This window comes from Brucella sp. BE17 (assembly GCF_039545455.1).
In the GTDB taxonomy this organism is placed as follows: Bacteria; Pseudomonadota; Alphaproteobacteria; order Rhizobiales; family Rhizobiaceae; genus Brucella.
On the sequence record NZ_CP154468.1, the window covers coordinates 1,395,437 to 1,420,809 of the forward strand.

Genomic DNA, 25,373 nt, shown 5'->3' on the forward strand with positions numbered 1-25,373 from the left:
ACCAGTTAGGCTGCATTCGAGAGATGATCGGCCAGTAGACCGATCAGCGATTTTGCCCATGTCGTGGGAATGAAGATTGTAAACCGGTCGCTTCCGTGCCGGTCAATCAGGACACCGACGTGGTGAAGGCTCGTCTGTACGAAGCTTCCGACGGGGAACGCACATTCCGTAAAATCCAATGCGACGACGCGGCTCAAAAGCCCAGCAGCACCCAATCCCTCAACTGTCACGGCAATGCGGGCGTCAGAAAGGTTAAGAGCAACGAGATCGCTCGAGCTTTCAATGCCAAGCGGCTTTTCCGAGCGGATGAGAACACGATCAGGAGCAACCCACCAAACGGTTGTATTCCCGCTGCGTGCTGGTGTTTGATAATCGTCCGAAAAGGCGATCTCCCGAGCACGAAGCGCCTCGTCCGCCGCTTCGCGGAAGCTGCCCCAGCCGGCAAGCTGGGTCAGGAAACCAGACTCGACTTCGTTGATGCAAACCACCAGGCCATCACTGGTTGTGCCACTCAGCGGCAAAATATGTTTATTAGCCATTCTGGCGATGCCCTTCCGGATCGAAGAAATGATGCGAGACGACATTGGCCTGCAATGTCTGGTTTCCGACGAAATCGACCACCTGGATTGCCTCGCCGATACGCTCGGATCCTCGCGACAGGAGTGCGAGCGCGATGTTTTTCTTAAGTGCTGGCGAGTAGGTCGTCGATGAAACCCAGCCTTCACCATGCCCCGTTGTGGGTGCGTTTTGAGAAAACAGCAGTGATCCGGCCTTCGCACCAACCTCGCCGACGATTTCCAGACCAACGAGCGATGGGCGCGCCGGATCTTCCAGCACACGACGCTTGCGGAGCACTGAACCGATGAACGGCTTTTTGCTAGACGCAAAGCCTTCCAGACCGAGATCCTTCATGGTCGTGCGACCCTCGATTTCCGCCCCGGCGACGTGGCCCTTCTCGATGCGCAAAGCGCCCATGGATTCCGTGCCGTAAGGCTTGAGCTTGTAAGGTGCCCCTGCCTTTACCAGTGCTTCCCAGACCTTGCGGCCCGATTTCGCAGGAATGTAGATTTCATAGGCGAGTTCACCCGAATAGCTCATGCGATGCAGGCGGCACGGCACGTTGGCAATCGTGATATGGACAAAGTGGTTGTTGGGCAAAGCTTCCTTGCTGAGGTCGGATCCGGTCAGGTCCGTCAACACGCTACGGGATTTCGGGCCAGCTATAGCGATGGCCGCCCATTGGTCGGTGATCGTCGTGACATGAACCTTCAGATCGCGCCAGGCCGTCTGGAGCAGCAGTTCCGCCTGCGCCAACACCTTGGCGGCGTTCGCTGTGGTCGTCGACATGAAGTAATCATTTTCACCCAGGCGCGCGGTCGCGCCATCATCGAGAACGAAACCGTCTTCGCGCAACATCACGCCATAGCGAAGCCGGCCGACCGGCAAGGTCTTGAAGCCGTTGGCGTAAACGCGGTTGAGGAACTCGGCAGAATCCGGACCCTGCACGGCGATTTTGCCGAGCGTCGAGACATCGACAATGCCGACATGCTCGCGCACATGGGCTGCCTCGCGGATATAGGCGTCGCGCAAGCTCTCGCCTTTTACTGGATAATACCAAGGTCTGAGCCAGGCACCGGCCTCAATCATTTCCGCACCGTTTTCCGTGTGCCAGTCGTGAATGGTGGACAAACGGGTTGGACGGAAATCGAGCCCATGTTCATGGCCGACAATGGCACCAATCGTCACCGGTGTGTAGGGAGGTCGGAATGTGGTGGTACCGACGGACGGAATGTCCATGCCGCGCAAACTTGCCATACGGGCAAGAGCGTTGAGGTTCGATGTTTTTCCCTGATCCGCCGCCATACCAGAGGTGGTATAGCGTTTCAGGTGTTCAACGGAGATATAGCCTTCCAAATGCGCCTGATCGATATCAGCGAGTTTCACGTCATGCTGGAAGTCGACGAAAGCTTTGCCGGGAGTGCTGCCATCCGCCTTGGTGATGACAGTCACAGGCTTGAGGTCACGCCCCCAGAAATCATCATGATCGACAAGCGACGGTATCTCGCCGATACCACCGCCGACGGTATGTCCTTGCGTTACAATGTCCTGAAGCGAGGCAGCACCGATCAACGAGCCGACACATACGAGCGCCCCCTTTTCCGCAGGTGGCAGGAAGGCATCCAGATTGGCGTGATACTGCGGCTTGCCGAAGCGCTGGCTCCAGAGGTGAAGTGCCGGGGCCCAGCCACCAGACACAGCGATGAGATCGCAGGCGATCCGCATTGCCTTCGCCGTTGCCCGGCCATTCGTATCGACAGCAACGACTTGCGCCGCGTTCACGGCCTTGCCACCCTCGGCCTTCAGCACCGCATAGCCGAGCTTCAGTTCGATACCAGCCTTGCGGACCTCGTTGGAGAGCGTGGCCGGTACGTTCAAGCGTAAATCGCAGAGTGTGACCTTTGCGCCAGCTTTTGCCAGATCGAGCGCAGCCGTGTAGGCGCTATCGTTGTTGGTTGCCACCACAACATTGTCACCGGCCAGAACGGCATAACGGTTGAGGTATTTGCGCACCGCCGAGGCAAGCATAACACCGGGCTTGTCGTTTCCGGCGAACACCATCGGCCGCTCGATCGCGCCCGTTGCCAGAATGGCGCGTTTTGTGCGCACCAGCCAATAACGTTGGCGCGGCTTGCCAGCCTCCGGCACCTTGAGATGATCCTGAAAACGCTCGACCAGACCAAAGACTTCACTGTCATAAGCGCCGAAGGCTGTGGTGCGGCTGAGAATCCGGACGTTTGAAAGGACGCGCAACTCGGCTTCAGCCTGCGAAAGCCAGTCATCGGACGATGCCCCGAGCTGTTCGCCGAGGAGAGCACCGCCGAGTGCATGATCCTGCTCGACCAGAATGACATTTTCACCCTTGCGGCCAGCGGCAAGTGCCGCCGCAATGCCCGCCGGACCTGCGCCGACGATCAGCACGTCGCAAAACGCGTTGATCTTCTCGTAATGATCGGGATCATCAAGCGTCGTCGCCCGGCCCATGCCGGCTGCCTTGCGGATGATCTTTTCGCAGGCCATCCAGAAACCCGTTCCCTTGAAGGGCCCGATAAACGTCTTGTAATAAAAGCCTGCGCCGAAGAAACGCGAAAGTGCGCCATTCACGGAACTGATGTCGAAATCGAGACTCGGCCAGGCGTTCTGCGATGTCGATGTCAGGCCATCGAAAGCCTCCACCATCGTCGTCTGGGCATTCGGTTCGTGCCGTGCACCGTCGCGCAGATGGACAAGAGCGTTTGGCTCCTCGACACCTGCCGTCATCAATCCGCGTGGGCGGTGATATTTGAAGCTGCGCGCAAAGATTTGTTGCCCACCGGCAAGCAGAGCAGAAGCCAACGTGTCGCCGGGATAGGCCGGGAAGGACCGGCCATCGAACAGAATTCGAATAGTACGGGTACGATCAATACGTCCACCCGTTGAAAGTCTGCGTGCCGTCATGCTGCCACCTCACGAGCGAGCCGGGTTCCAGATATTTCATGGGTCAGCGTATCGCGCTCGACTACGATCCACTGCCGGCATCCGGTGACGTGATGCCAGTACTCCTTGTGGGGGCCGCGCGGATTGTCACGCATGAATACGTAGTCGATCCAGGCCTTCGGATCGCTTTCGTCCATGGCCGGGCGACGCACGCTGGCGTCCGCGCCATAAGTGAATTCGGTTTCGTCTCGCAACCCGCAAACCGGGCAAAGAATTCTCAACATGATGGAACCTCAATGGGCGTTCGGTTGCGGGCCTACGCCCTTTTCATCGATCTGATAGCCGCGCTCGAAGCGTTCAAGCGTGAACTCGGCGTTGTCGGGATGCGGTTCGCCCTTGGCGATCGTCCAGGCGAAGCAGTAGCCAGAGGCGGGAGTTGCCTTGAAACCGCCGTAGCACCAGCCGCCGTTCAGCCAGAGCCCTTCGACAGGCATCTTGCTGATGATGGGCGAGCCATCCATCGACATGTCCATGACGCCGGCCCAGTGGCGCAACAGCCGCAGCCGCGAAAGCGACGGCATCAGCGCCTTGGCGCTTTGCAACGTATGCTCGACGATTGGCAAACCGCCGCGCTGCGCATAGGAGTTGAAGCCATCGAGGTCGCCGCCAAGCACCAGGCCGCCTTTGTCGGATTGGCTGATATAGAAATGCGCCGCACCGAACGAGATGACGCTGTCAACGAGCGGCTTGAGCGGTTCCGTCACGAAGGCCTGCAGGGCATGGGTTTCAATCGGCAGGCGAAGCCCGGCTTTAGCGGCGAGATGACCGGTATGACCGGCAACCGCCAGCGCCACCTTCTTGGCCCTTATCGGCCCGCGCGTCGTCTCGACGCCGACGATCCTGTCCTTGTCCCAGATATAACCCGTTACTTCGCATTGCTGGATGATGTCGACACCATGTCTGTCGGCACCGCGTGCGTAACCCCAGGCCACCGCATCGTGTCGCGCCGTACCCGCCCGCGATTGATAGATCGCACCGTGAATTGGGAACCGCGCGTGGGGTGAATAATCGAGATAAGGAATGCGGCGCATCACCTCGGCGCGGTCGAAAAGTTCCGCGTCGATGCCATTGGCACGCATGATGTTGCCGCGGCGGCGGGCGGCATCCATCTGAGCGGGTGAATGGCAGAGATTATACTGACCACGCTGCGAGATCATCACGTTGAAGTTCAAATCCTGGCTAAGGTTTTCCCAGAGCTGCATGGACCGCTCATAGAACATCGTGTTGCCGGGCATCATGTAGTTGGAGCGCACTATCGTCGTGTTGCGGCCTGTGTTTCCACCACCGAGCCAGCCTTTTTCGAGAACGGCAATGTTGCGAACGCCGTGTTCTTTGGCAAGGTAATAGGCTGTCGCCAAGCCATGTCCGCCGCCACCAACGATGACCACATCATAGGATGGCTTCGGCGCCGGGTCGCGCCATGCACGGGTCCAGTGACGGTTACCGGTGAGACCCTGGCGCAAAATGGAAAGGGCGGAATAATGGCTCATGCGATCTCCTCGCGGTAATCGGTACTTTCGCGGACCACCTTCAGCACTTCATCGTGCGTCAGGAGACCGCGTTCTATGGCTAATTCGATGAATGGGCGCCGCTCTGCGACGGACACCTGTACGAGTTTGGATACTTCCGTATATCCGAGCTTGGGAACGAAGACGGTGGCAAGCGCCGAGGACTGCATCAGGTTTTTTAATGACTGCTCGCGATCGGCCTCGATGCCGGAAATGCACTTGTCTGCAAAAATGCGTGTCGATTTAGCGAGAAGCTCGATCGAATCGAACAGACGTGAGGCGATGACGGGTTCGAAATGATTGATTTCAAGTTGACCCTGCAACGCGGCAAGGGAAACGGCAGCATCGTTTCCCACGACAGCAAAGGCTACTTGCTGCATCATCATCGGCAGGACGGGATTGACCTTGCCCGGCATGATGGACGAGCCGGGCTGAACTGACGGCAGCCGGAGTTCGCCAACTCCGCTGTTCGGACCGGAGGAAAGGATAATAAAGTCGGACGAAATCTTGCCGATAACTTCCGCACAAATGCGAATTTCGGACGACACCCGCGCGAATGCGTCAGCGTTTTGCATGGCGTCGAACATGTCTTTGCCGGGTCGAACATCCGCGCCGACAATCTTTTTCAGGTGTTGATAAACGGCACCTCTGTAACCGGGGGCAGATCCAAGGCCTGTTCCAATTGCAGTCCCACCGAGGGGCAAGACGAGCATCTCGTCACGCGCAGACATCAGTTTTTCGATTAGCCGGCGGAGTGCTCCGGCATAACCACCGAAGGCCTGACCGAGACGCATCGGCTGCGCAGCCTGCATGCATGTGCGACCGATCCGCAAAACGTCCTGAAAAGCGGTCGCGCGATCTTCAAGCGAGATGGCGAGATGCTCCAGCGCATCAATCAGTGTCTGCGATTTGTCGTAGACCGCAAGTTTAACCGCTGCTGGCAACACGTCGTTGGTTGACTGGCCAGTGTTGACATGGTCGTTTGGATGGATTCGGCTATAGTTTCCGGGTTGCTCTCCAATCAACTCAAGGGCGCGATTAGCGATCACCTCGTTGACGTTCATGTTGATCGATGTTCCGCCGGAACCTTCGAGCAGATCCACGATGAATTGGTCCGTGTGGTTGCCGTTTTCAATTTCGATCGAGGCAGCAATGATGGCGTTTGCGATATCTGCGGGGAGAACGCCGATATCACGATTGGCAGCTGCAGCAGCACGCTTGATGCGTGCCAGCGCCTTCAAAAGTTCCGGTGCGTCACCGAGCTTGTGGAAGGAGATATCGAAATTCTCGTTAGCGCGAAGCGTGGCGACACCGTAAAGCACCCCTGCCGGGAGTTCCCGCGGGCCGAGACTGTCCGTATCTGTTCTGGTGTTTGGCATGAGATTTCTCAAACTCGGTTTATTGATAACCAGAGCATGACAAAGCGGCGCGGGGATTTGAACTCAATAAGCGTGATTTAATTTAACTCACTGAATATCATTATTTCTGCTTATAGTGTTGGTTTGGTCGTTGCCTGCTGCCGTTGGTGATCGCTATGCCAGCGATCAACACTGCGGAGAACGAGATGCTTTCAAAAATTGCTTTTGTGGGAACAGGTGGAACGATCGCTTCGATCGGAACTGACCAGTTCGACCTTCTCGATTACAACGCTACGCAAGAGCGTATCGATGCCGATGCCCTGATAGAACGCCTTGGGCTACAGGGGCATCTTGCCGATATTCTGCCTGTTAATTTTCGTCGGATCGACAGCACTGCGATCACGTTCAGTGACTGGGCTGATCTTGCTGACCTTTGCCATGATCTTGCCGGTGATCCCGACTTGAAAGGGATCGTGATCGGGCATGGAACTGCGAGCCTTGAGGAAACGGCCTGGCTGCTATCGCTTGTCTTGGACATTCAAATTCCGGTGGTCGTCACCGGTTCCATGCGCCCTCTGACGGGCATCTCTTCGGATGCGAATGCCAATCTGGCGGCAGCAGTTCGCGTTGCCGCTCACGTGAACGCTCCGGGTGTTTTTGTCGTGATCAACGACGAAATTCATTCCGCTCGAAGCGTAACCAAATCCCACACGTTGCGATTAAATGCCTTTCAATCTCCCTGGTTTGGTCCCTTGGGATATGTCGATGGTCCTGATGTTCGCTTTTCAGGTCCCACCGCTTCGCCGTTCGCAAACAGGTTCGAACGAAACCTGTTACGCCAAATGCCTAGAGTCGATATCGCCTACAGTTATGTTGGGGCAGATGGGTGCGCTATTACCTCGTTCCTCGCCGCCGGTGCCAAAGGTATCGTATCCGCAGGATTTGGGCCAGGGATGGGCACTCCTGAAGAAACACGCGTGCTCGGCGAGGCGATTTCCTCAGGTATCGCCGTGGTGCAATCGGCCAGGACTGGCGCGGGACAGGTGGTCAACAGCGCACATCATAGGTCGCTTGGTATCATTGCTGGAAAGGACCTTAATCCTCAAAAGGCAAGGATCCTGCTCGCCTTGTGCCTGGCACGCGGGGATAGTCAAAAGGATATTGAGGCGGTCTTTCAGTCACTGTGATTGCCGTCGGATGGAGCCGGTCGCAGGATCATGTCCGGTGCACTATGTTCAAGCCAGGGAATTTGTCCGACGATCTGCGGCAGAGTATGATTTTGCAGCATATCCTGAGCGGCTTGTCCAATTCTTGGTCCCAAAGTATCAAGTTCACCACGCCGGGTGATGAGGGTCAGCTCGCGGGAAAAACCGGGACTCGGCAGAGGCAGAACTGAAAGTGCTGGCAGATGAATAGCGCCCTGCACCAGGCAGAGCGGCGTCGTTATTGCAACGCCAACGCCACCAGCAACCATGGCAAGCAGCGAATCGGATGTGTCAAAGGAGAGAACGTGCGCGTGTTCTATTCGAAGCCGCCGCAGATGCCGCTCCACTTGCATGCCCATGTGTGAGCGCGCACTGTAGCGAATAAGCCGGTGCTCGAAGAGGATTTCCCGCAGCGCCTTTCCTTGCAAGGTGTCGCCCCATGCAACCGGTGCGACGAGAACAAATGGCTCACGGAACAGCGGAAACCGCATCATATCATCGAGCTCTTCCATCGGATCCGATGTTATTGCCGCATCGATCTCATGGCGCATGAGGGCGTCCGCATGGGCTTGGACAAGCCCAGAGAAGGCTGTTACCCTGAGCGCAATCGCCCCCTCCATCAGGTCGCGTATCAAAACCGGACCAACAGCCGACGCAAATGTATCGACCATGCCGAGCCGCAGATCCTGTCGCTCTGGCCGCCGTGCGGTTGCTCGAACCTCTTCGATAGCCCGTTCGGCACGTATTGCGATCTCGCGGATGTGGGCGACGAGCACCCGGCCAGCCTCGGTGGGAACAAGTGGTCTCCGGTCCCTGTGAACCAACGTCACTTCAACCTGAGCCTCGGCACGCTTCATGGCCTGTGACACAGCCGACTGCGTCATCCCGAGCTGCGCGGCTGCAGCACTCATGCTACCTTCTTCAATGACTGTTGCGGCGATTTCGAGAGCGTGCAGGTCGGGAAATGGCATGGTTTTTCATCTAAATTAATCTTTATCAGTAATTCCATTACTACTTTCTGATTCCGATTGAAGCAATGAGAGATATTCGTGAGAGTTGTCCGACACCGTCCTTCTCTCTCGCAAGGGCACAGGAAGCGGCCGTGGGTCAGACGTGTCAAACATAACAAAGTTACCATCAGGGGAACTAAAATGATGAACTGGAAAGCATTTGCACTTGCTATCGGCGTCGCAATCGCCGGAACCGCCGCGTCCGCCCAAACAGTGGAATGCGGCAACGATACATTGTGCCGCGTTAAGGCTGCAGGCGTTCTCAAGATCGGCACGAAGGACGATTACGTTCCGTGGTCTTACCGCGCCTCCGACGGCAGCTTCAAAGGCATGGAAGTCGATATCGGCAAAAAGATTGCCGACGCGCTTGGTGTGAAGGCCGAGTTCGTCAAGGTGACCTCCGCAAATCGTTTTGAGTTCCTTGCACAGGGTCAGATCGACCTGATGATTGCTTCTGCCTCGGACACCACCGAACGCCGCAAGATCGTCTCGTTCGTTCACCCCAACTACTACTCGTCCGGCTACACAGTGTTTTTGCCGAAATCGGTGAAAGTCACCGAATGGGAGCAGATCAAGGGCCAGAACGTCTGCGCAGTGCAGGGCGCATGGTATAACAAGCCCGCGCAGGAAGAGTTCGGCGTTAATGTCATCGCGTTTGCCGGCACAGCTGAGACCGAATCTGCAATGACGCAAGGGCGCTGCATCGGCCTTCTGGAAGATGATAACCAGATCAATGTTCGGCTTTCAAACCCGAAATGGGCCGACTACCAGATGCCGCTGCCGAGCCAGGCCGACACACCCTGGGGCATGGCTGTGAGACAGGCGGACCGGTCCGCGCCCTTTGGCTATTTTATTGCTGGCATGATTGCGGAAATGCATCGTGATGGAACGCTGCTGAAGCTGGAAGCCGACAACGGCATCAAGAATTCGGCATTTCTCGTCAAGATGCATGAAGCTCTGAAAGACCATATCAACTGATCCTTGAAGGTTCATCTGTCCGGCGCACCAATGTGCCGGACAAATAAGGGGATCGGTTATGATTTCGGATATCCAGACCTTCTTCCGCGAGCTAGCCGCCTCGGGGATCAATCTCACCATTTTCTACGATGCGTTCGATTTCAATCGTTTCGTGACAGGTCTCGGTAATACACTTTTACTTATTCTGGTCAGCGCATTTTTCTCCATCATTATTGGGGCAGCGGGTGCGGCTATTCTGACGTTAAGCAGAGGAACGGGAGCCGCGGTCATCCGTGGTTACGTCGCTTTGTTTCGCAACACACCGCTCATCGTACAGATGTACTTTTTCTATTTTGCAATCGGGAGCATTATGCCAGTCGGTCGCAATGAAATTGGTTTGCCAGAGCCACTGATCGGCAGCTTCAGTTGGGCGATCATATCGCTTTCGCTCTATTCCGGAGCATTCAATGTAGAGACTTTCCGCGCTGGCGTGGGTGCGGTTCATAAATCCTACGAAGAAGCAGCACTCGCGCTTGGTTATAGCCGGAGACAGGCATTCTTCTCTGTCACAGCGCCTCTTGCTCTTCGCTTTTCCTTCGCGTCGCTTGCTAACAACCTTGTGGATCTCACGAAAGCAACCACCATTGCCTATGCGGTCGGTGTTGCGGAACTGCTCTATGTCTCAAACCAGATCTGGTCTGATTCCCTGAACACCATCGAAATGATGAATGTCATGCTTGTGATCTATCTCCTGCTCACGGGTGCGGTCGTCTTTATCATCAACAGAGTAGAAGCGGCTATGCGTCTGCCGGGTTTTGGTTTGGGAGACGGACAATGAATCTGCTTCAACTCCTTTCGCAAATTTTCGATTGGATGCCCTTCGTCTTGAGAGGCTTCGGTCTGAATATTTTGATGAGCATCCTGGCCGTCTCGATCGGTACATTCTTCGGAACGTTTCTCGGACTTGGACAGCTTTCGCCTGCCATGTTTATCGGCGGCCCCTCCAGATTAGCGACACAACTATTTCGAAACGCCCCCTGGCTTGTCCTGCTCTTCTATTGCATTTTCCTGATGCCCTATCAGATCAATATTGGAGGGGGGACTATCCAGTTGCCGAGCTGGTTGCGGGCGACAATCGGATTTTCCTTTCCTGTTGCGGCGAACTTTTCGGAAATCGTTCGCGGTTCCATCAACTCAGTTCCACGAGGGCAATGGGAAGCGGCAGAAGCGCTTGGCTACAGCCGGCGCGCGACCCTGTTCCGCATCATCCTGCCCCAGTGCATCACACGGATGATACCGCCGTGGATGAACCTTTATGCACTGCTGCTGACGGCCACTCCTCTCTCCATGATCGTTGGCGTCGAGGAAGCGTTGGGGAGAACGCAGGCCGCCGTGCAAGCGCAAAGCGATTCTCGCGTACTCATCCCGATGTACCTCGCCCTTTTGACGATGTTCTTTCTCTACACCTGGCCGATCAATCGACTGTCGTTGGTGCTCGAACGCCGCTTCCGCACGAAATGAGGTGCTGACATGACTATCTCTCCAGACTCAAAACCGCTCATCAGCCTGCGTGGCGTGCGTAAGTCCTTTGGAACCTTCGAGGTTCTCAAAGGCATCGACATGGACATTCGCAAGGGCGAAGTGGTGGCGATTATCGGACCTTCGGGTTCGGGAAAATCAACCATTCTTCGAACGATCAACGGCCTCACACCGATTAACAAGGGCACCATCCAGGTCGGTGAAATCAGTGTCAGTGATCCGAAACTGGATCAGGTCAAGCTTCGCCACCGCGTTGGAATGGTCTTCCAACAATACAATCTCTTTCCGCACAAGACAGTTCTGGAAAACGTGGCAATGGCGCCCATTCAGGTCCTGAAACAACCGCGACCGCGGGTGGAGGAACGCGCTCGCAAACTGCTGGCCGACATGCGTTTGCCCGATAAGGCCGACGCCTATCCGGGCGAACTGTCCGGCGGACAACAGCAACGTGTGGCAATAGCGCGCGCACTTTGCATGGAACCGGAGGTCATCCTTTTCGATGAGGTCACTGCGGCGCTTGACCCGGAAATGGTCAAGGAGGTTCTTTCGGCTGTTCGCAAGGTTGCCGAAGATGGCATGACCTGTATTCTGGTGACGCATGAAATGGGCTTTGCACGCGAGGCTGCGGATCACGTCTACTTCACCGACAGGGGCGTAATCGTCGAGCACGCGCCGCCGTCGGAGTTTTTCTCACGCGCCAGTGATGTCCGGACCAAAGAATTCCTCTCCAAGGTGCTTTGATCGTGGCGACCATTATCGACGGAAAGGCATTTGCCCAACGCTTGCGAGATTTCGTCCGACAAAAAGTCGCCGATATCAACGCCTCGTATGGCATCGTTCCCGGCCTTGCGACGATTCTGGTCGGCGAAGACCAGGCTTCTGAGGTTTATGTTCGCAACAAGGTCAAACAAACGGTCGAAGTCAGCATAGTATAAGTTCAGGCATAAGCTTGCAGCCGACACTGGCGGGGATGAGCTTCTTTAGTTAATCGCAAGTCTCAATTCGGATGAAACTGTTCACGGCATTCTCGTGCAACTACCGCTACCCCGCCACATGAATGCTGAAATGGTGATCAATGCAATCGACCCGGCAAAGGATGTCGAGGTTTTCACATCTTGAATGTGGACATGTTGGGAACAGGGCAAAAGGCAATGCTAACCTGTACCCCGCTCGGTTGCATTATGTTGCTGCGCGACCGCTTCGGCTCGCTCAAGGGTAAGAATGCACTCGTTGTCCGCCGCTCCAATATTGTATGGAAGCCCATGGCGCAGCTTCTACTTGCAGACGATTGTACAGTCACGATCGCCCATCGCTACACGGACAATCTTTCGGAACACTGCACACGTGCGGACATTCTGGTAATGGCCGTCGGGCGGGCTGAAATGGTTCCCGGCGACTGGTTAAAGCCCGGAGTAACCGTGAACTATGTTGGCATCAACCGGGTTGAGCGCGACGGAAAAAAGCGTCTTGTCGGGGATGTAGATTTCACGTCTGCCTCTCTTGTGGCAGGGGCGATCACGCGCGCACCTGGGGGCGTCGGCCCCACGACGATCGCGTGCCTGTTGTTCGATACACTAACGGCATTCTGCAGAACCCACAACCTGCCCGAGCCCGAGGACCTTGGCTTTTCCTTGGAATGATATCGGCATGGTAGTTGAATTCAAGCAAGCAAGCTGACGCTCTGACATAGCGTTTTGATGTTGATTAAATCGATTGTTATCTTGCGTCATGTCGGCGGAGGTTCAATGTGGTTATTAGGTCGTCCCCGGGCGGCAACGCGCGGTTGCCGAGAGGGTTTCGAACGTCACGAAGACGGTGCGCGCACATCACAAGAAGCTCCAGCTGAACGGCGAGGCGCTGATTGCGTTGCCTGCTCGAACCATATCATCAACAGCTCCTGCACAAGCAGCCATAAGATCCCGCGCGGCAACCTTGCGGCCATGCTTACCTTTGCTTCCGGCAAGAAGAACCGAGACTTCTTGAAGGAGAAGCCACTTCTGGACGCGCTTTTGGAGCGAACAGCGGAGTGTCAGAGCGCACAAAGTCCTTCGTTAAGAATCCTTTGATGCAAGTGCAGGTATTTTTGTTTGCGGCGCGCGCGCAACCTCCGATTCCTGCGATTGTTTGAACGGCGTGTTTCCAAATTAGGTCCTGCACTCATAAACGGGTTTTGCAAATGGGTTTGATTTTGATTCACTGAAGCCTTGATTTGGAGGCTTCTCATGACCCGTCGCCGGTTTGATCTCACCGATTTCGAGTGGAGTGTTATTCAACCGTTGTTGCCGAATAAGCCGCACGGCGTGCCCGTGTTGACGACCGGCGGGTAGTCAATGGCATCTTGTGGCGGTTTCGGACAGGCTCCCCCTGGGCAGACCTTCCGGATCGATATGGTCCTTATACCACATGCTACAACCGGTTCGTGCGATGGCGCCAAGCAGGTGTCAGGGATCGTGTTCTGGACGAGATTTCCAAAGCTTTCGTTAGCGATATCGTCATGATCGACAACTCCTGTGTCCGTGTTCACCAACATGCGGCGACGGGAAAAAGGGGGATCAAGACGATGGCTGCATGGGACGTTTCCGTGGCGGCTTAACCACCAAAATCCACGCCGTTGTCGATGCCGATGGCCGACCGATCCGTCTCGCACTCACCGCCGGGCAAGCCCATCATGGCCTCATGGCGGAACCATTGTTACAGACAATATCCAAGGGTGCGATCCTGCTGGCGTGCAAGGCCTACGATACCAACGCTATCAGGGCATTTGCAAAGCAAAGGCAGGCATGGGCCAATATTCCGGCCAAGAATAATCGCAAGGGAAGCTTCCCTTTTAGCCAATGAGTTTACCGGCAGCGCAATCTCGTCGAGCGTTCCTTCAGCAAACTCAAACAGTTCTGAGGCATCGCAACTCGTTACGACAAAGAGCCGGGAACTTTCTCGCCGCCGTCAAATTGGCTGCAGCAAGAATCTGGATCAGATCGTTATGAATCTACCCTCTAGTCTTGCGGAACTAAAGTAAGCCTCATATTGTTTAGCTTCTTTCAGGGAAACAGGAGCTTTGTCATGATTGGTCGGCCCGCAGACCTCGTCATTCTGAGCGAGGCGGATAAAAACTTTCTTGAATCACGGGTGCGTAAACATAAAGCGCCACGTTCCTTGTCAGATCGTTGCCAGATGATTTTACTATGCGCTCAGGGTCTGCACAGCAAGGACGTTGCTGAACGCCTGGGTGTTCACGAACATACAGTTGGTAAGTGGCGCCGCCGGTTTGCTCAGGATGGCATTGAAGGTCTGACAGATGAGTATCGTGCAGGTCGACCGCGAACGGTTTCCGACGCGCAGGTTGCTCAGGTTGTTGAACGCACGTTGAACACTATACCCAGAGATGCCACGCACTGGTCCATCCGTTCGATGGCGGCCGATAGCGGGCTTTCGCACACGACTATCCGGCGGATCTGGCGAGCCTTTGGCTTGCAACCACATCGATCTGAGACATTCAAACTGTCTACAGATCCGCTATTTGTTGACAAGGTCCAGGATATTCTTGGGCTTTATATGTCGCCACCAGATCGGGCGATTGTTCTCTGCGTAGATGAGAAGTCGAAAATCCAGGCATTAGATCGTGAGCAGCCAGTTCTGCCAATGGCACCGGGTATTCCTGAACGGCGGACGCATACTTATGTGCGCAATGGCACAACTTCTCTGTTTGCCGCGCTCGACGTTGCCACTGGCGCGGTGATCGGTCGTTGCTACAAGCGTCACCGAGCCGCTGAATTTCTGGACTTTCTGAAACGGATTGACGCCGAAATGCCTGACGGGCAAGACGTGCATCTGGTGATGGATAACTATGCAACCCACAAGACACCTAAGATCACAGCATGGCTCGCCCGGCGACCTCACTGGTATGTTCACTTTACACCGACGCCGGCATCCTGGATTAATCAGGTCGAACGTTGGTTGGCAGAAGCGGCGCGAAAGCAGCTACAGCGTGGTGCACACCGCTCAACCGCAGAACTAGAAGCCGACATTAACACCTTTATCAAAGCTCATAACAAAAGCCCTGCACCCTATAAATGGGTTAAATCTGCCGATCAAATCCTCGCGTCGGTCAAGCGCTTGTGCCAGAAAACAATGAGCCGAACTTTAGATTCAGGTGGCTAGCTACAGCGATTCAGAACTCGCGACTCGCAGCAGACTTCAGAAAAACTTTTCCGAACATTACGGTTCAGGCTGAGGTCCAGTTTGGGAACATGAGCCGCTGGTATTCTGATATATTCAAGTGACCTTGCCCCGTTGAAATAATTCATTTTGAAGTAAGCTCTGGCTCATTGAGAGGCCCAGAGAATGAAGCGCAACCGTTTTACAGACGAACAGATCATCGGCATTCTGAAGAAGCACGAGACGGGCACGCCTGTCGCGGAGCTTTGTCGCAAGCACGGCGTCAGCGATGCCAGTATCTATAAATGGAAAGCCAAGTTCGGCGGCATGGACGTGTCCGAGGCAAAGCGGTTGAAGACGCTGGAAGACGAAAACACGAAGCTGAAACGGCTCCTGGCCGATGCGATGCTCGACAACGCCGCTTTGAAAGACCTTTTGGGAAAGAAGTGGTGACGCCCGCAGCAAGGCGTAAAGCTGTCGCTCATGTGATGGATTACCACCAGATGAGCGAACGGCGGGCGTGTAAAGCCATGGGCTTTTGCCGTATGACGATCCGTTACGAAACCAGGCGCAGCGATGACCATGACCTTCGCGAGCGGATGAAGGAGCTGGCGCATGAACGTCGCCGCTTTGGATATAGACGTCTTCATGTGCTGCTCAGGCGTGAGGGTCACCTTGTGAACCACAAGCGGCTCTTCCGGCTCTATCGGGAGGAGAAGCTGACGGTACGCAAGCGTGGCGGGCGTAAGCGGGCGATAGGCACCCGAGCGCCGATGTTGATCCCGACGGCTGCCAATGTTCACTGGTCGCTGGACTTCGTGTCAGATCAGCTCACCGATAGCCGCAGGTTCCGGGTGCTTACGGTCGTCGATGATTGCACAAGAGAATGCCTGACTCTTGTCGCCGATACGTCCCTTTCCGGCTTGCGGGTTGCCCGTGAGTTGGACCGGATCATCGAAAGACGTGGCAAGCCGAAGATGATCGTCAGTGACAACGGCAGTGAGTTCACCAGTAACGCAATCCTGCATTGGGCGGATCGGACCAAAGTGGAATGGCACTATATAGCGCCTGGCAAACCGATCCAGAACGCCTTCATCGAAAGCTTCAATGGACGGCTACGAGACGAGCTCCTGAATGAAACGCTATTCTCGTCACTGACCCATGCACGATCAGCGCTTTTAAACTGGCGCAGCGATTACAACGATCATCGACCACACTCTGGACTCGGCTGGATGACGCCTGCCGAGTTCGCTCAGACAATCAACCCGCGACGTGATGCGGTGCTGCGCAGCCGGAACGACTCCGCCCCCCAACCCGCCGCTACCGCCCCAAATACAGCAACCCAAAACCGCTGGAGCAAACTCAAAACTGAATAAAACTTGCGGGCAACGTCACTAACAACAGCTTCCCGTTTAAAATCTTCTGTAAATTCTCTCTTCTTCAATTCTAAGTCTCCTGCCAGTTCCATCTAACAGAAGTTCTACAATTTTGAAGGGGAAGCCCATCGACGGGATACTTCCCCAGCAGAATTCGAGAAGCACCAGAAAACATAATTCGAAGGTGACTTTAGACAGGTGGAAACTAGGGTCAGGACTCGTTAAATCCAAGCCAGAAGATCACGGCTGCAGCGAAGCATATGCTTGAGAAGAATGCGTGGGCGCATGGGTCGTATCGTGTATGAATTCTCCTCCAGTCCTTAAGCTTGCCGAACATGTTTTCGATTTTGTGGCGCTTTTTATAGAGCACCGGGTCATACGGGATGGCGAGTTTGCGGTTTGCCCGAGATGGAATGCACGCGGTAATCTTACGGGCTGCCAAGGCGTCTCGAAACCAGTCGGCGTCATACCCCTTGTCAGCCAACAAGGATTTGGCCTTGGGAAACGCGGGAAGCATCTTTGCCGCTCCTTTATAATCGCTCATCTGCCCTTCGCTCAGAAGCAGGATGAGTGGTCGACCGTGATCATCGCAGACGGCATGCAGCTTAGAGTTCAGCCCGCCTTTGGTCCGCCCAATACGTCTGGGAACATCCCCTTTTTTAGCAGACTGGCTGCGGTACGGTGGGCTTTCAAGTGGGTGGCGTCGATCATCAGTTGTTCGAGCTTACCGCGTTTGGCGGTCAGTTCGGCAAGAATGCGGTTGAACACGCCCAGCCTACTCCACCGGATGAAACGGTTATAGATCGTCTTGTGTGGACCGTATTCTCTCGGTGCGTCACGCCAACGCAGCCCATTGCGCAAAACAAAGATGATGCCACTCAAAATTAGACGGTCATCAACGCGCGGAATGCCGTGCGACAGCGGAAAATACGGTTCGATGCCGCGCATCTGCACCTCTGAAAACAACAGTAACTCACTCATCGCGGAACTCCTTTCGATCCAAATGAATCAAAGCCTCCGCAGAGGTGCAAGTTATTTAATAGGTCCTGACCCTAATCAACCTGCATCAAATAGCATTGACATATCTCACGCCTTCTGGCTAAGAAACAACCACGTAAGAGAGCGTACAAAATCAACATTCTAATATTAGTTGTATAAGCTAGCATAGTTCATGGCGTTGGATTGAGATTACGATTGTCTCGATGAGTGCGCCTATGAAATTGTGTGTTTGTGAGGGGGTAAGCGTTGCTGCGGTTGTTCAAACCTGTTTTGAAGCCAAATTCAGCGATGTAATTTCATGAAATATGTAGCACTCCTTTTAATTATGCTATCGACATCAACAGTATATGTCGTGCCTGCCCTTGCGCAGGAGCCTTCCCCTGCGCTTTCACGCGGCCAGGGAACAGCTGCAACACCAGATTCGTTGAAAACGCCACCAGTGGCACCAGTGATTGAGGAAGGGCCCAGCGACCGACCCAATTCCTCAACACTGCCGCAACCCTCAAAACAATCTGATTCAGGGGCAGAGATTCCCTTGACCGGTCCGGCCTATAATCTGGCAAACGAAGCCTATGCCGCTTATGGACGCGGTGATTATGCAACAGCTCTAAGCCGGGTCAGGGAGGCAATACGGCAGCGACCCGATGTTGCAAGAATTCAAGGGCTGCTTGTTGATATTCTGGAGGCGTCTGGGCAGTTGCAAGAAGCCGAAAAAGAGGCGCGTGGTTTTGTTGAGGCCAATCCGCAATCTGCTGAAATGAGCGGAAGGCTTAACCGGCTTCGCAATCGTCTCGCACAAAAGCCAGCCGAGGCAGCGTATCGAGCCCTTGAAAAGGGTGACATTGATGGTGCCGCACAAGAAGCCGGCAAAGCCGTCGAACTAAGCCCGGATGTGGCCGCTTATCATCTGCTTCTTATAGATGTTCTGCTCAAGAAAAAAGAATACAAGCAGGCATCCGATGCAGCGAACAAGGCGCTGGAACTCGACAGTGAAGATGCCAATGCGCTTGTCATGCGCGCCTATGCGCACCAGCGTATGGGTGATATTGCCTCTGCCAACGAGGATTTCGATCAGGCGCTGGCGCAGGACTGGCTGTCGGAAGGCAATTTACAATCCATCCGCCTGATCGCGGTTGATGCGGCAATTGCCTCGGGTGACACATCCCGCGCCCGCACCCTCCTCCAGAACATGGATAGTAAAGTTGCTGGCGTTCAGCAGCGCCTGCAACGCGTATCTTCAAATGGGGACACGGCAAGCAATGCAAGCGACGCTTTCACACCTCCTTTGGTAGAATGCCGTGTCACGCCGTACGGTCAGGTGTGTTCCCTTCTGCCCGGCTATGCTTCCGTGCCTGTAAGTGGCGCGCCATCGACAGCGACAAATGATGCCTATGAAGCGGCAAATGCTGCCTATAAAGCCTTTTCTGCGCGCAATTACGCGCTTGCAGAAACCAAGGCAAGACAGGCAATCAAGCTCGCACCTGACAATACATCTTACAAATCGCTGCTTATAAACGTTCTATCGGCACGTAAACTTGCCCAAGCGCCGCGCAGCCAGAGTGCAACGCCCGCAATGATTGACCCTGCTTATGCGGCGGCTGTTCGGATCGGAAAACTGTTTGACACAAACCAGACGAGCGAAGCTCGCGTAGCCTATGACACGGCCCTTGGCTCCGGTTTGCTGAAATCTATGGAACCACTTAATCTTGCCTATCTGGCAACCCGCGCTGGCGACAATATCACGGCGCATGAACAGTTTTCTCTGGCGCGTGCGCAAGGCCAACTTAAGGGCATACAATATGTGGATGCGGCCTATGCAGCGCGGCGGGTATACGAAAACGATGAGGCAATCGAACTGCTCAAGCGTGCCATCGATGAAGCAGGAAACGATCTCGAAGCACAGCAGCTCTTCAATCTGCGGCGCGAGGTTGCTACGCTTTCGCGCGACTGGGGTGCTTATCTCAGTTTTAGCCATGGCCTTGCCAGCACAATGCCGGGCGGTCCGCTGTCTGCGGCAAAAGTGGGACAATTGGGCAGCGAAATATACTGGCGTCCGCCCGGCATCGGCTATCGCGATGGCGCCTTGTTCGAGCTTTTCCTGCGCAATTTCATGACGCTTTACGATGAAGCGCATGGTCCGACCGGATGGCCTGCCGACCAATTATCGGTAGGCGCACGCTGGAAACCCTTGCGCAATTACAATCTGGTATTGGAAGTCGCACAATTGATCCGGCTGGGCGAGCATAGTCGCAACGATACAATGTTGCGCATGGCTTATTCTGACGGCGCCGGCACAGACTTGCGCGTCGATGTGCCATCCTGGTGGATGTGGCAGGGATATGCCGAAGTGGGCCGTTACATTGAAGTGCAACAGACTTTTGCTTCCTTCGATTTGCGCGGCGGGCGTAGCTATCGTCTCGACCAGATCAGCGATCGACTGGTGGTGACACCGTTCATTGGGGTTGGTGGAACGTTTGACAGCCTCTTGCACAACAAGGAAGCAATCGGTGCAGGCCCTGGCCTCAATCTTCGCTGGTGGTTCAGGGAAGATAAATATACGGCTCCCATGTCCTATGTGGACGCAAATGTTCAATACAGGTTCAAACTGGCCGGCGATGACCGGGCCGAAGGCTTTTTTGCTAATCTGACGGTGGCATATTGATGAAAAAAGGTACTCTTATCCTTGCCGCTCTTGCACTAGCTGCACCGCAGCTCTTGCCGCTTTCTGCCGGCACAATGCCTGCCAAAGCGCAGGAGGTCGGAAAGCTTTATGCAGCCAAACCGCCGCAAGGATCGGCTTTTATCCGGATCATTTCCGCTATTAACGCGAATGTAGTGGTCGAGTTCGGATCACTTGAGGCGCGTGAGCTTTCCACGAAGAGCCCGATAACGGATTTCCGCCTCATGAAAGGCGGCGTCGACGCGCAGATATTTGTCGACGGCAAGAAAGTCGGCGACATGATCAATGTACCCGAAGATTCTTTCATGACCCTTCTGCTCTGGCAGGAAAACGAGCAAATAAAGAACGCAGCGATTGTTGATCAGACACGCGGGCATGACGATCTCAAGGCCGAGTTGCGCCTTTATAATCTGGTTCCAGGATGCAATGCCTCACTCGCCCTTGCGGATGGACCTGACGTTTTCAAGGATGTGGCGCCCGGCACCAGTATGCGTCGGTCCATCAATCCTGTATCGGCTGATCTACTGGGCAAATGTGCTGCGGTGACGTCCAACGCCTTCAGCCTGCCCAGCCTTAAAGCAGGTGACCGCTTCAGCCTCTTTCTCACGGGGTCAGCCGATAAGCCCGCTCTCGGTGGGCAGACTGACCGCACCGTAATGCCCGGTCAGTAGGAAACGCCGGACATGGTTTTTGCCAGCAACAGTTTTCTGTTCCTCTTTTTGCCGGTGTTTTTTCTCGCCTACTGGTTTGCGCCTGCATCTCTGCGCAATACGGTAATTCTGCTGTTCAGCTGGCTGTTTTATGCCTGGTGGCGGGCAGATTTTCTGGCGCTCATCGTCGGAATAGCCGTTTGGTCGTGGACGACGGGCTTGTGGATCACGCGTGCGCAAGGAACCGCGCGCAAATGGGCGTTGTTTGTCGGCATTATCGGCCCTCTCCTGTCTCTGATCGTCTTCAAATATGCCAATCTTCTCGTCGATACGGCGGGTGGAGTGGGTGTTCCGGTTGAAGGCTGGGTCAGAATTGCCTTACCCATTGGCCTCTCATTCTTCGTGTTTGGCGCCATCTCCTATTCGGTTGATGTCTATCGCAACACCGTATCGTCCGAGCACAGCTTCATCAATTACGCCACCTATCAGTCCATGTTCGGTCATCTGGTGGCAGGCCCTGTCGTGCGCTATAAATGGGTTGCAGAACGCCTCGCACAGCGTATTTTCGACAGAACTGAATTTTCTCTCGGCGTCGAACGCTTCATGCTTGGTTTCGCGCAAAAGGTTCTGCTAGCCGACACACTCGCGCCCATGGTCGATGCCGGTTATAGCCTTTCCGCTCCGACGACGCTCGATGTCACACTCACCGTCATCGCCTATACAATGCAGCTTTATTTCGACTTTGCAGGCTATAGCAGCATGGCCATCGGGCTCGGCCTGATGGTGGGTCTTAAATTCCCGGAGAACTTCAACAACCCTTATCTGGCAACATCCCTGTCGGATTTCTGGCGCCGCTGGCATATCAGCCTGTCATCATGGTTGCGGGATTATCTCTATATTCCGCTTGGCGGCAGTCGACAGGGCGAAACACGCACCTCCGTCAACATGCTCATCACCATGGCATTGGGTGGATTGTGGCATGGCGCAAGCTGGACATTTCTCGTTTGGGGTGTTTGGCATGGCGCGGGACAGGCCATTGCCCGCCTTTGGAGCAACTGGCGCAGAAGCGACACCGCTCCGATGCCTGACGCGACAGCGAAACCGCGCCCGGTCGTGGCGCTTGTTGCATCCTACCTGTTGACCATGCTCTTTGTCATGGTCGGATGGGCGCTGTTTCGGGCCGGAAGCTGGGAAGAATTTGCGATCATTGCTCGCGGTTTTGGCGGCATGCACGGCTTTGATTTTTCTGGCGCCTTTCTGGCCGCGTTTCGGCCTTCTCATATCCTGGCGCTGGTTCTGGGTGCCATCGTCATCTATGCTCCGCTCTTCAAATATCTCAAATGGCAGCCTTGGCCGGATGCCGCGCTTCTCAAAGCGGCCGCCGCCTTCCCTCTCTGGCTTGCAGCTCTCTGGATTCTCGGGCAGCGTAATGTCATTCCTTTCCTCTATTTCCAGTTCTGATCATGCTTGAGCGCATTCGCACCCTCTCAACCATCGGATTTCTTCTGCTGATCTTCGCGGGTCTGGGCAATCTTGCGTTTCATGTTCTCACGAACAGCGACCAAGACCTTTCCGAAAGGCTGGACACATCCTGGCGGTCGGCGATGGATGGACGTCTCACGGGTGAAATTGGAAGAAACATCGATAAGGCCATGCCCAACAGCAAGCTGCTGAATGGCCTGATCGACGGTTTCGTTTACCAGACACTTGGCGATACTGGTCCACAGGTGCGTGAAGGTTGTCCCGGTTGGTTTTTCCTGACCGAAGAACTGGTGGAGACGCCGAACGGCGAGGCCCATCTCGCTGACCGGGTAAAACTGGCAAAAGCCATTACCGCAGAACTGGCTCGCTCTGACACGGCCCTCGTCGTGGTGCCTGTGCCAGACAAGGCGCAAACCCTTACCGGACAAGAAATGTGTCATTTACAAAGTTCGGCGCAGGCCCATAAACGGTTTTCTGAATGGAATGCCAGAAGTGAGCCCCTTGCGCTTTTGCAGGTCAATATCGGCAAGAACTGGCCACGGCCCGGTTACTGGAAAACCGACACACATTGGGATCAACACGGTGCGCAACACGCCGCAAATCAGGTTGCAGTGGCCATCTCCCAGAATATCGGCGCAGGCAGCACCGCAATGCACCTTGAAAATTGCAGCCGCGAGAATATACGACCGGGTGATCTCGTTACCTTGGCCGGGTTGGGAATGACTCAGGATATTTTTGGCCCCAATATGGAAAGTGAATGCCCCGTCAAGCTGAAAATTGAACGTAGCGGGGGTTTGCTTGATGATGCTCCCGAACCCGATGTGCTGCTTGCCGGTTCCTCCTATTCGCTCAACTCCTACTTTCATGACTATCTGCAAGCCGACAGCAACCGCGAAATCGTACAAAAAAGTCAGGCAGGCGGCGGCTTTGCTGGCGCACTTCTGGATATACTCGAGAACAATCCGCAGCTTTTACGAAAAATCAAATTGGTGGTCTGGGAATGGCCGGTGCGATCACTGACACTCCCGCTTACCGAACAAGAAAAGAGATTTTTGTCGAAAGACCTGTGAAGATCCGGCATGTTTTTTTAAGCAAAAATTCATCTTGCTCATTCAGGCGATTGAGGAAACTAAAAATGATAAAACGTTATTCATCGGCGTTCAGGCAATCCCGGCCCAGCATAATCGTGTCGCTTGGCAGGACAGCTTTAGGCGCCTTTCTATTGACTGCGGGGATTACAGCCACGTTGCCAATTACCGCAGCCCATGCGCAGGAATCCGTGTTTGAAGGCAGGGACAAATGGCTTTTCCCTGGATGGGAAAAGGTTGATGGTGTCGATAAGGCTGCGGTGGACGGTGTGCTTGATCTTATCAGCTTCACCAATAAGGTGCTCGCTGAAAAGAAAACCAGCCTTGTTGTGACCGTGGTGCCAGCCAAGGCAATTGTGCATCAGGACAAATTGCCCGCAGACCGCTCACTCTCATCAGACGTGCTCGGTCTTTACGATGATATCCAAAAAGGCCTTGCCGCAAGAGACGTTACATCCGCCGACATTCTTCCGGCCATGAAGACGCTGCCTACCGATCAGCAGGCTTTCTTCCGCAGTGATTTTCACTGGACGGCATGGGCTTCGGAAGCCGCCGCTGCAAACGTTGCGGAACTCATCAAAAGCAAATGGCAGCTTGCAGGCAAGGCAGGTGACGGCGCGAAACTGGGAGACTGGACAAAAGAACGCCGGTTCGGAGATCTTGCCGCCAACTTCATGACACCGGCACAGCGTAATGCTGTCGGCCGTGAAGTTTTCACCGTACGCGGTGAAGCAACTAAAGCGAAGGGAGGCTTGATTGACGACGCTACAGCCCCGGTCCATGTCGTGGGCAACAGTTTCACAGCGCCTTATCTCGGCTTTTCGCAAGCCTTGTCTCACGCACTTGACCGTCGCGTAACATTGACATGGAACCCAGGAGATGTCGGGCCATGGGCAACGCTTTTGCAATATCTGCAATCAGATGATTTCAAGCAGAACCCACCACAGGTTTTGGTTTGGCAGTTCAATGAAGGCCAGATGCAAAAAGGCCCCGCAGCGCAAGGTCAGTGGACATCAGCGTCCATCATCGCTGTCGATGAATGGAAAAACCGTATTGAAACAGCGGTCAAGCGTTAAACTTGGTTCTGCTGCAAACTTTTCATCACTGGATCACCTGATAGTATCTTGGCTTTTATTCAGCTGAGTATTTTAGATGTTTAAAGGTTGCCATTTTGATAAATCCGTCATTCTTCTGTGTGTTCGGTGATACCTGGCTTGCAATCTGATCCTTCGCAATCTGAAGGAAATGATGGCGGAACGCAGTATCGATCTGGAGCATTCAACGGTGCATCGCTGGGTTTTGTATTTCAGTCCGAAACTGCTTGAGCGCTTCAATCGCAGGAAGGGTCCTGTGACACGCAAATGGAATCTCGATGAGACCTATATCAAAGTCCACGGCGAGTGGCTGTCTCTGTACCGTGCGATAGACAGCAATGGTGATACTGTTGAATTCTATTTCAGCAAAGACCGTGATCTAACTGCAGCCAAACGCTTTTTGCGCAAGGCTTTGGCCAGGCATGGCAGACCGGAGCGAATTACCATTGATGGCAGTCAGACCAATCGCACTTCTATCCTGCAATGTGATGCTGGGAACCGGCTCCGACAGCGCCGGCGTGCCAATCGGAACGGAATATTCACCTCTTTTACTTGTCCAATATCGCCCCCTGATTACGGATTAGCACTTGGCCTGCCCGACGCTGGCCGGGGTTGCAAAGGGTAGGCCAAGTGCGGGTGAATAGCTCTTTCGGCTTTAGCTTTGGGAGCGGTTTTTAAAGCGCCATGAATCGTTGCCTGTCTCTACTATTTCGCAATGGTGCGTCAGGCGATCTAGGG

20 protein-coding genes and 3 pseudogenes are annotated in these 25,373 nt (G+C 54.7%); 15 read left to right on the forward strand and 8 right to left on the reverse strand.

Features of this window, described 5'->3' with window-relative positions:
- Nucleotides 1-5: 5 nt before the first annotated feature.
- The 5 genes from AAIB41_RS17800 to AAIB41_RS17820 are packed head-to-tail and all read right to left on the reverse strand — an operon-like array spanning nucleotide 6 to nucleotide 6,421.
- Nucleotides 6-539: a hypothetical protein gene (locus tag AAIB41_RS17800; protein ID WP_343315315.1), complete on the reverse strand. Its 534-nt coding sequence runs from the start codon at nucleotides 537-539 to the stop codon at nucleotides 6-8.
- Nucleotides 532-3,495: a sarcosine oxidase subunit alpha family protein gene (locus AAIB41_RS17805; protein WP_343315316.1), complete on the reverse strand. Its 2,964-nt coding sequence runs from the start codon at nucleotides 3,493-3,495 to the stop codon at nucleotides 532-534. Before AAIB41_RS17805 ends, AAIB41_RS17800 begins: the two co-directional genes overlap by 8 nt.
- On the reverse strand, nucleotides 3,492-3,761 hold the full coding sequence (locus AAIB41_RS17810) for a sarcosine oxidase subunit delta (RefSeq protein WP_343316121.1): 270 nt from the start codon (nucleotides 3,759-3,761) through the stop codon (nucleotides 3,492-3,494). The genes AAIB41_RS17805 and AAIB41_RS17810 overlap by 4 nt, the downstream gene beginning before the upstream one ends.
- Nucleotides 3,762-3,767: 6 nt before the next feature.
- Complete coding sequence (locus AAIB41_RS17815) at nucleotides 3,768-5,024, reverse strand: sarcosine oxidase subunit beta family protein (protein WP_343315317.1); 1,257 nt, start codon at nucleotides 5,022-5,024, stop codon at nucleotides 3,768-3,770.
- Nucleotides 5,021-6,421 carry an aspartate ammonia-lyase gene (locus tag AAIB41_RS17820; RefSeq protein WP_343315318.1) on the reverse strand — a complete coding sequence of 467 codons (1,401 nt, stop codon included), beginning with the start codon at nucleotides 6,419-6,421 and terminating at the stop codon, nucleotides 5,021-5,023. The genes AAIB41_RS17815 and AAIB41_RS17820 overlap by 4 nt, the downstream gene beginning before the upstream one ends.
- Before the next feature lie 146 nt (nucleotides 6,422-6,567).
- On the opposite strand from AAIB41_RS17820, the gene AAIB41_RS17825 reads away from it, so the two are divergent.
- Nucleotides 6,568-7,587, forward strand: coding sequence for an asparaginase (locus AAIB41_RS17825; RefSeq protein ID WP_343316122.1), 1,020 nt, complete (start codon nucleotides 6,568-6,570; stop codon nucleotides 7,585-7,587).
- Here the strand turns inward: AAIB41_RS17825 and AAIB41_RS17830 are convergent.
- Nucleotides 7,575-8,576: a LysR family transcriptional regulator gene (locus tag AAIB41_RS17830; RefSeq protein WP_343315319.1), complete on the reverse strand. Its 1,002-nt coding sequence runs from the start codon at nucleotides 8,574-8,576 to the stop codon at nucleotides 7,575-7,577. The genes AAIB41_RS17825 and AAIB41_RS17830 overlap by 13 nt on opposite strands.
- A 180-nt stretch (nucleotides 8,577-8,756) precedes the next feature.
- On the opposite strand from AAIB41_RS17830, the gene AAIB41_RS17835 reads away from it, so the two are divergent.
- From AAIB41_RS17835 to AAIB41_RS17870, 8 genes and pseudogenes are all read left to right on the forward strand, one after another.
- Nucleotides 8,757-9,593, forward strand: coding sequence for a transporter substrate-binding domain-containing protein (locus AAIB41_RS17835; protein WP_343315320.1), 837 nt, complete (start codon nucleotides 8,757-8,759; stop codon nucleotides 9,591-9,593).
- Between the two features lie 58 nt (nucleotides 9,594-9,651).
- Nucleotides 9,652-10,410 carry an amino acid ABC transporter permease gene (locus AAIB41_RS17840; protein WP_343315321.1) on the forward strand — a complete coding sequence of 253 codons (759 nt, stop codon included), beginning with the start codon at nucleotides 9,652-9,654 and terminating at the stop codon, nucleotides 10,408-10,410.
- A complete protein-coding gene (locus AAIB41_RS17845) occupies nucleotides 10,407-11,093 on the forward strand; it encodes an amino acid ABC transporter permease (RefSeq protein ID WP_343315322.1) in 687 nt (228 codons plus the stop codon). The genes AAIB41_RS17840 and AAIB41_RS17845 overlap by 4 nt, the downstream gene beginning before the upstream one ends.
- A 9-nt stretch (nucleotides 11,094-11,102) precedes the next feature.
- Nucleotides 11,103-11,852: an amino acid ABC transporter ATP-binding protein gene (locus AAIB41_RS17850; RefSeq protein ID WP_343315323.1), complete on the forward strand. Its 750-nt coding sequence runs from the start codon at nucleotides 11,103-11,105 to the stop codon at nucleotides 11,850-11,852.
- A pseudogene (gene folD, locus AAIB41_RS17855) lies at nucleotides 11,852-12,751 on the forward strand (bifunctional methylenetetrahydrofolate dehydrogenase/methenyltetrahydrofolate cyclohydrolase FolD). Before AAIB41_RS17850 ends, folD begins: the two are co-directional and overlap by 1 nt.
- A 582-nt stretch (nucleotides 12,752-13,333) precedes the next feature.
- Nucleotides 13,334-14,095 (forward strand): annotated as a pseudogene (locus AAIB41_RS17860) (IS5 family transposase).
- Nucleotides 14,096-14,171: 76 nt separating this feature from the next.
- Nucleotides 14,172-15,269, forward strand: coding sequence for an IS630 family transposase (locus AAIB41_RS17865; RefSeq protein WP_343315324.1), 1,098 nt, complete (start codon nucleotides 14,172-14,174; stop codon nucleotides 15,267-15,269).
- Nucleotides 15,270-15,452: 183 nt separating this feature from the next.
- Nucleotides 15,453-16,642 (forward strand): IS3 family transposase gene (locus AAIB41_RS17870; protein WP_343315035.1). Its coding sequence is split into 2 segments (ribosomal slippage): nucleotides 15,453-15,702 and nucleotides 15,702-16,642, totalling 1,191 coding nucleotides; the frame shifts between segments, so codons are not numbered across the junction.
- A 211-nt stretch (nucleotides 16,643-16,853) separates the two neighbouring features.
- On the opposite strand, the gene AAIB41_RS17875 is transcribed toward AAIB41_RS17870, so the two are convergent.
- A protein-coding gene (locus tag AAIB41_RS17875) for an IS5 family transposase (RefSeq protein WP_343314169.1) occupies nucleotides 16,854-17,623 on the reverse strand; the annotation gives its coding sequence in 2 pieces (ribosomal slippage) (nucleotides 16,854-17,290 and nucleotides 17,290-17,623; 771 coding nt in all).
- Nucleotides 17,624-18,176: 553 nt separating this feature from the next.
- Here AAIB41_RS17875 and AAIB41_RS17880 point away from each other — a divergent pair.
- From AAIB41_RS17880 to AAIB41_RS17905, 6 genes are all read left to right on the forward strand, one after another.
- Nucleotides 18,177-20,303: a tetratricopeptide repeat protein gene (locus tag AAIB41_RS17880; protein WP_343315325.1), complete on the forward strand. Its 2,127-nt coding sequence runs from the start codon at nucleotides 18,177-18,179 to the stop codon at nucleotides 20,301-20,303.
- The gene (locus AAIB41_RS17885; RefSeq protein ID WP_343315326.1) at nucleotides 20,303-20,992 is read left to right on the forward strand and encodes an alginate O-acetyltransferase AlgF; all 690 of its coding nucleotides are present in this window, start codon (nucleotides 20,303-20,305) and stop codon (nucleotides 20,990-20,992) included. Before AAIB41_RS17880 ends, AAIB41_RS17885 begins: the two co-directional genes overlap by 1 nt.
- 12 nt (nucleotides 20,993-21,004) lie before the next feature.
- A complete protein-coding gene (locus tag AAIB41_RS17890; protein ID WP_343315327.1) occupies nucleotides 21,005-22,432 on the forward strand; it encodes an MBOAT family O-acyltransferase in 1,428 nt (475 codons plus the stop codon).
- Nucleotides 22,433-22,434: 2 nt separating this feature from the next.
- Nucleotides 22,435-23,523, forward strand: a complete 1,089-nt coding sequence (locus tag AAIB41_RS17895) for a hypothetical protein (protein WP_343315328.1) — start codon at nucleotides 22,435-22,437, stop codon at nucleotides 23,521-23,523.
- Nucleotides 23,524-23,588: 65 nt separating this feature from the next.
- Entirely contained in the window at nucleotides 23,589-24,617 is a 1,029-nt protein-coding gene (locus tag AAIB41_RS17900) for a twin-arginine translocation pathway signal (protein ID WP_343315329.1), read from the forward strand.
- A gap of 133 nt (nucleotides 24,618-24,750) precedes the next feature.
- Nucleotides 24,751-25,260 carry an IS6 family transposase gene (locus AAIB41_RS17905; protein ID WP_343316123.1) on the forward strand — a complete coding sequence of 170 codons (510 nt, stop codon included), beginning with the start codon at nucleotides 24,751-24,753 and terminating at the stop codon, nucleotides 25,258-25,260.
- 30 nt (nucleotides 25,261-25,290) lie between these two features.
- On the opposite strand, the pseudogene AAIB41_RS17910 reads toward AAIB41_RS17905, so the two are convergent.
- A pseudogene (locus AAIB41_RS17910) lies at nucleotides 25,291-25,371 on the reverse strand (ATP-binding protein); the annotation flags it as partial.
- Nucleotides 25,372-25,373: the final 2 nt, after the last annotated feature.

Excerpts from the sequence above, each read along its gene's own strand:
- AAIB41_RS17805 (WP_343315316.1), bottom strand. The coding sequence starts at position 3,495 with ATGACGGCACGCAGACTTTCAACGGGTGGACGTATTGATCGTACCCGT.
- AAIB41_RS17890 (WP_343315327.1), top strand. The coding sequence starts at position 21,005 with ATGGTTTTTGCCAGCAACAGTTTTCTGTTCCTCTTTTTGCCGGTGTTT.
- AAIB41_RS17835 (WP_343315320.1), top strand. The coding sequence starts at position 8,757 with ATGATGAACTGGAAAGCATTTGCACTTGCTATCGGCGTCGCAATCGCC.
- AAIB41_RS17845 (WP_343315322.1), top strand. The coding sequence starts at position 10,407 with ATGAATCTGCTTCAACTCCTTTCGCAAATTTTCGATTGGATGCCCTTC.
- AAIB41_RS17820 (WP_343315318.1), bottom strand. The coding sequence starts at position 6,421 with ATGCCAAACACCAGAACAGATACGGACAGTCTCGGCCCGCGGGAACTC.
- AAIB41_RS17840 (WP_343315321.1), top strand. The coding sequence starts at position 9,652 with ATGATTTCGGATATCCAGACCTTCTTCCGCGAGCTAGCCGCCTCGGGG.
- AAIB41_RS17885 (WP_343315326.1), top strand. The coding sequence starts at position 20,303 with ATGAAAAAAGGTACTCTTATCCTTGCCGCTCTTGCACTAGCTGCACCG.
- AAIB41_RS17830 (WP_343315319.1), bottom strand. The coding sequence starts at position 8,576 with ATGCCATTTCCCGACCTGCACGCTCTCGAAATCGCCGCAACAGTCATT.
- AAIB41_RS17900 (WP_343315329.1), top strand. The coding sequence starts at position 23,589 with ATGATAAAACGTTATTCATCGGCGTTCAGGCAATCCCGGCCCAGCATA.
- AAIB41_RS17850 (WP_343315323.1), top strand. The coding sequence starts at position 11,103 with ATGACTATCTCTCCAGACTCAAAACCGCTCATCAGCCTGCGTGGCGTG.
- AAIB41_RS17815 (WP_343315317.1), bottom strand. The coding sequence starts at position 5,024 with ATGAGCCATTATTCCGCCCTTTCCATTTTGCGCCAGGGTCTCACCGGT.
- AAIB41_RS17865 (WP_343315324.1), top strand. The coding sequence starts at position 14,172 with ATGATTGGTCGGCCCGCAGACCTCGTCATTCTGAGCGAGGCGGATAAA.
- AAIB41_RS17895 (WP_343315328.1), top strand. The coding sequence starts at position 22,435 with ATGCTTGAGCGCATTCGCACCCTCTCAACCATCGGATTTCTTCTGCTG.
- AAIB41_RS17800 (WP_343315315.1), bottom strand. The coding sequence starts at position 539 with ATGGCTAATAAACATATTTTGCCGCTGAGTGGCACAACCAGTGATGGC.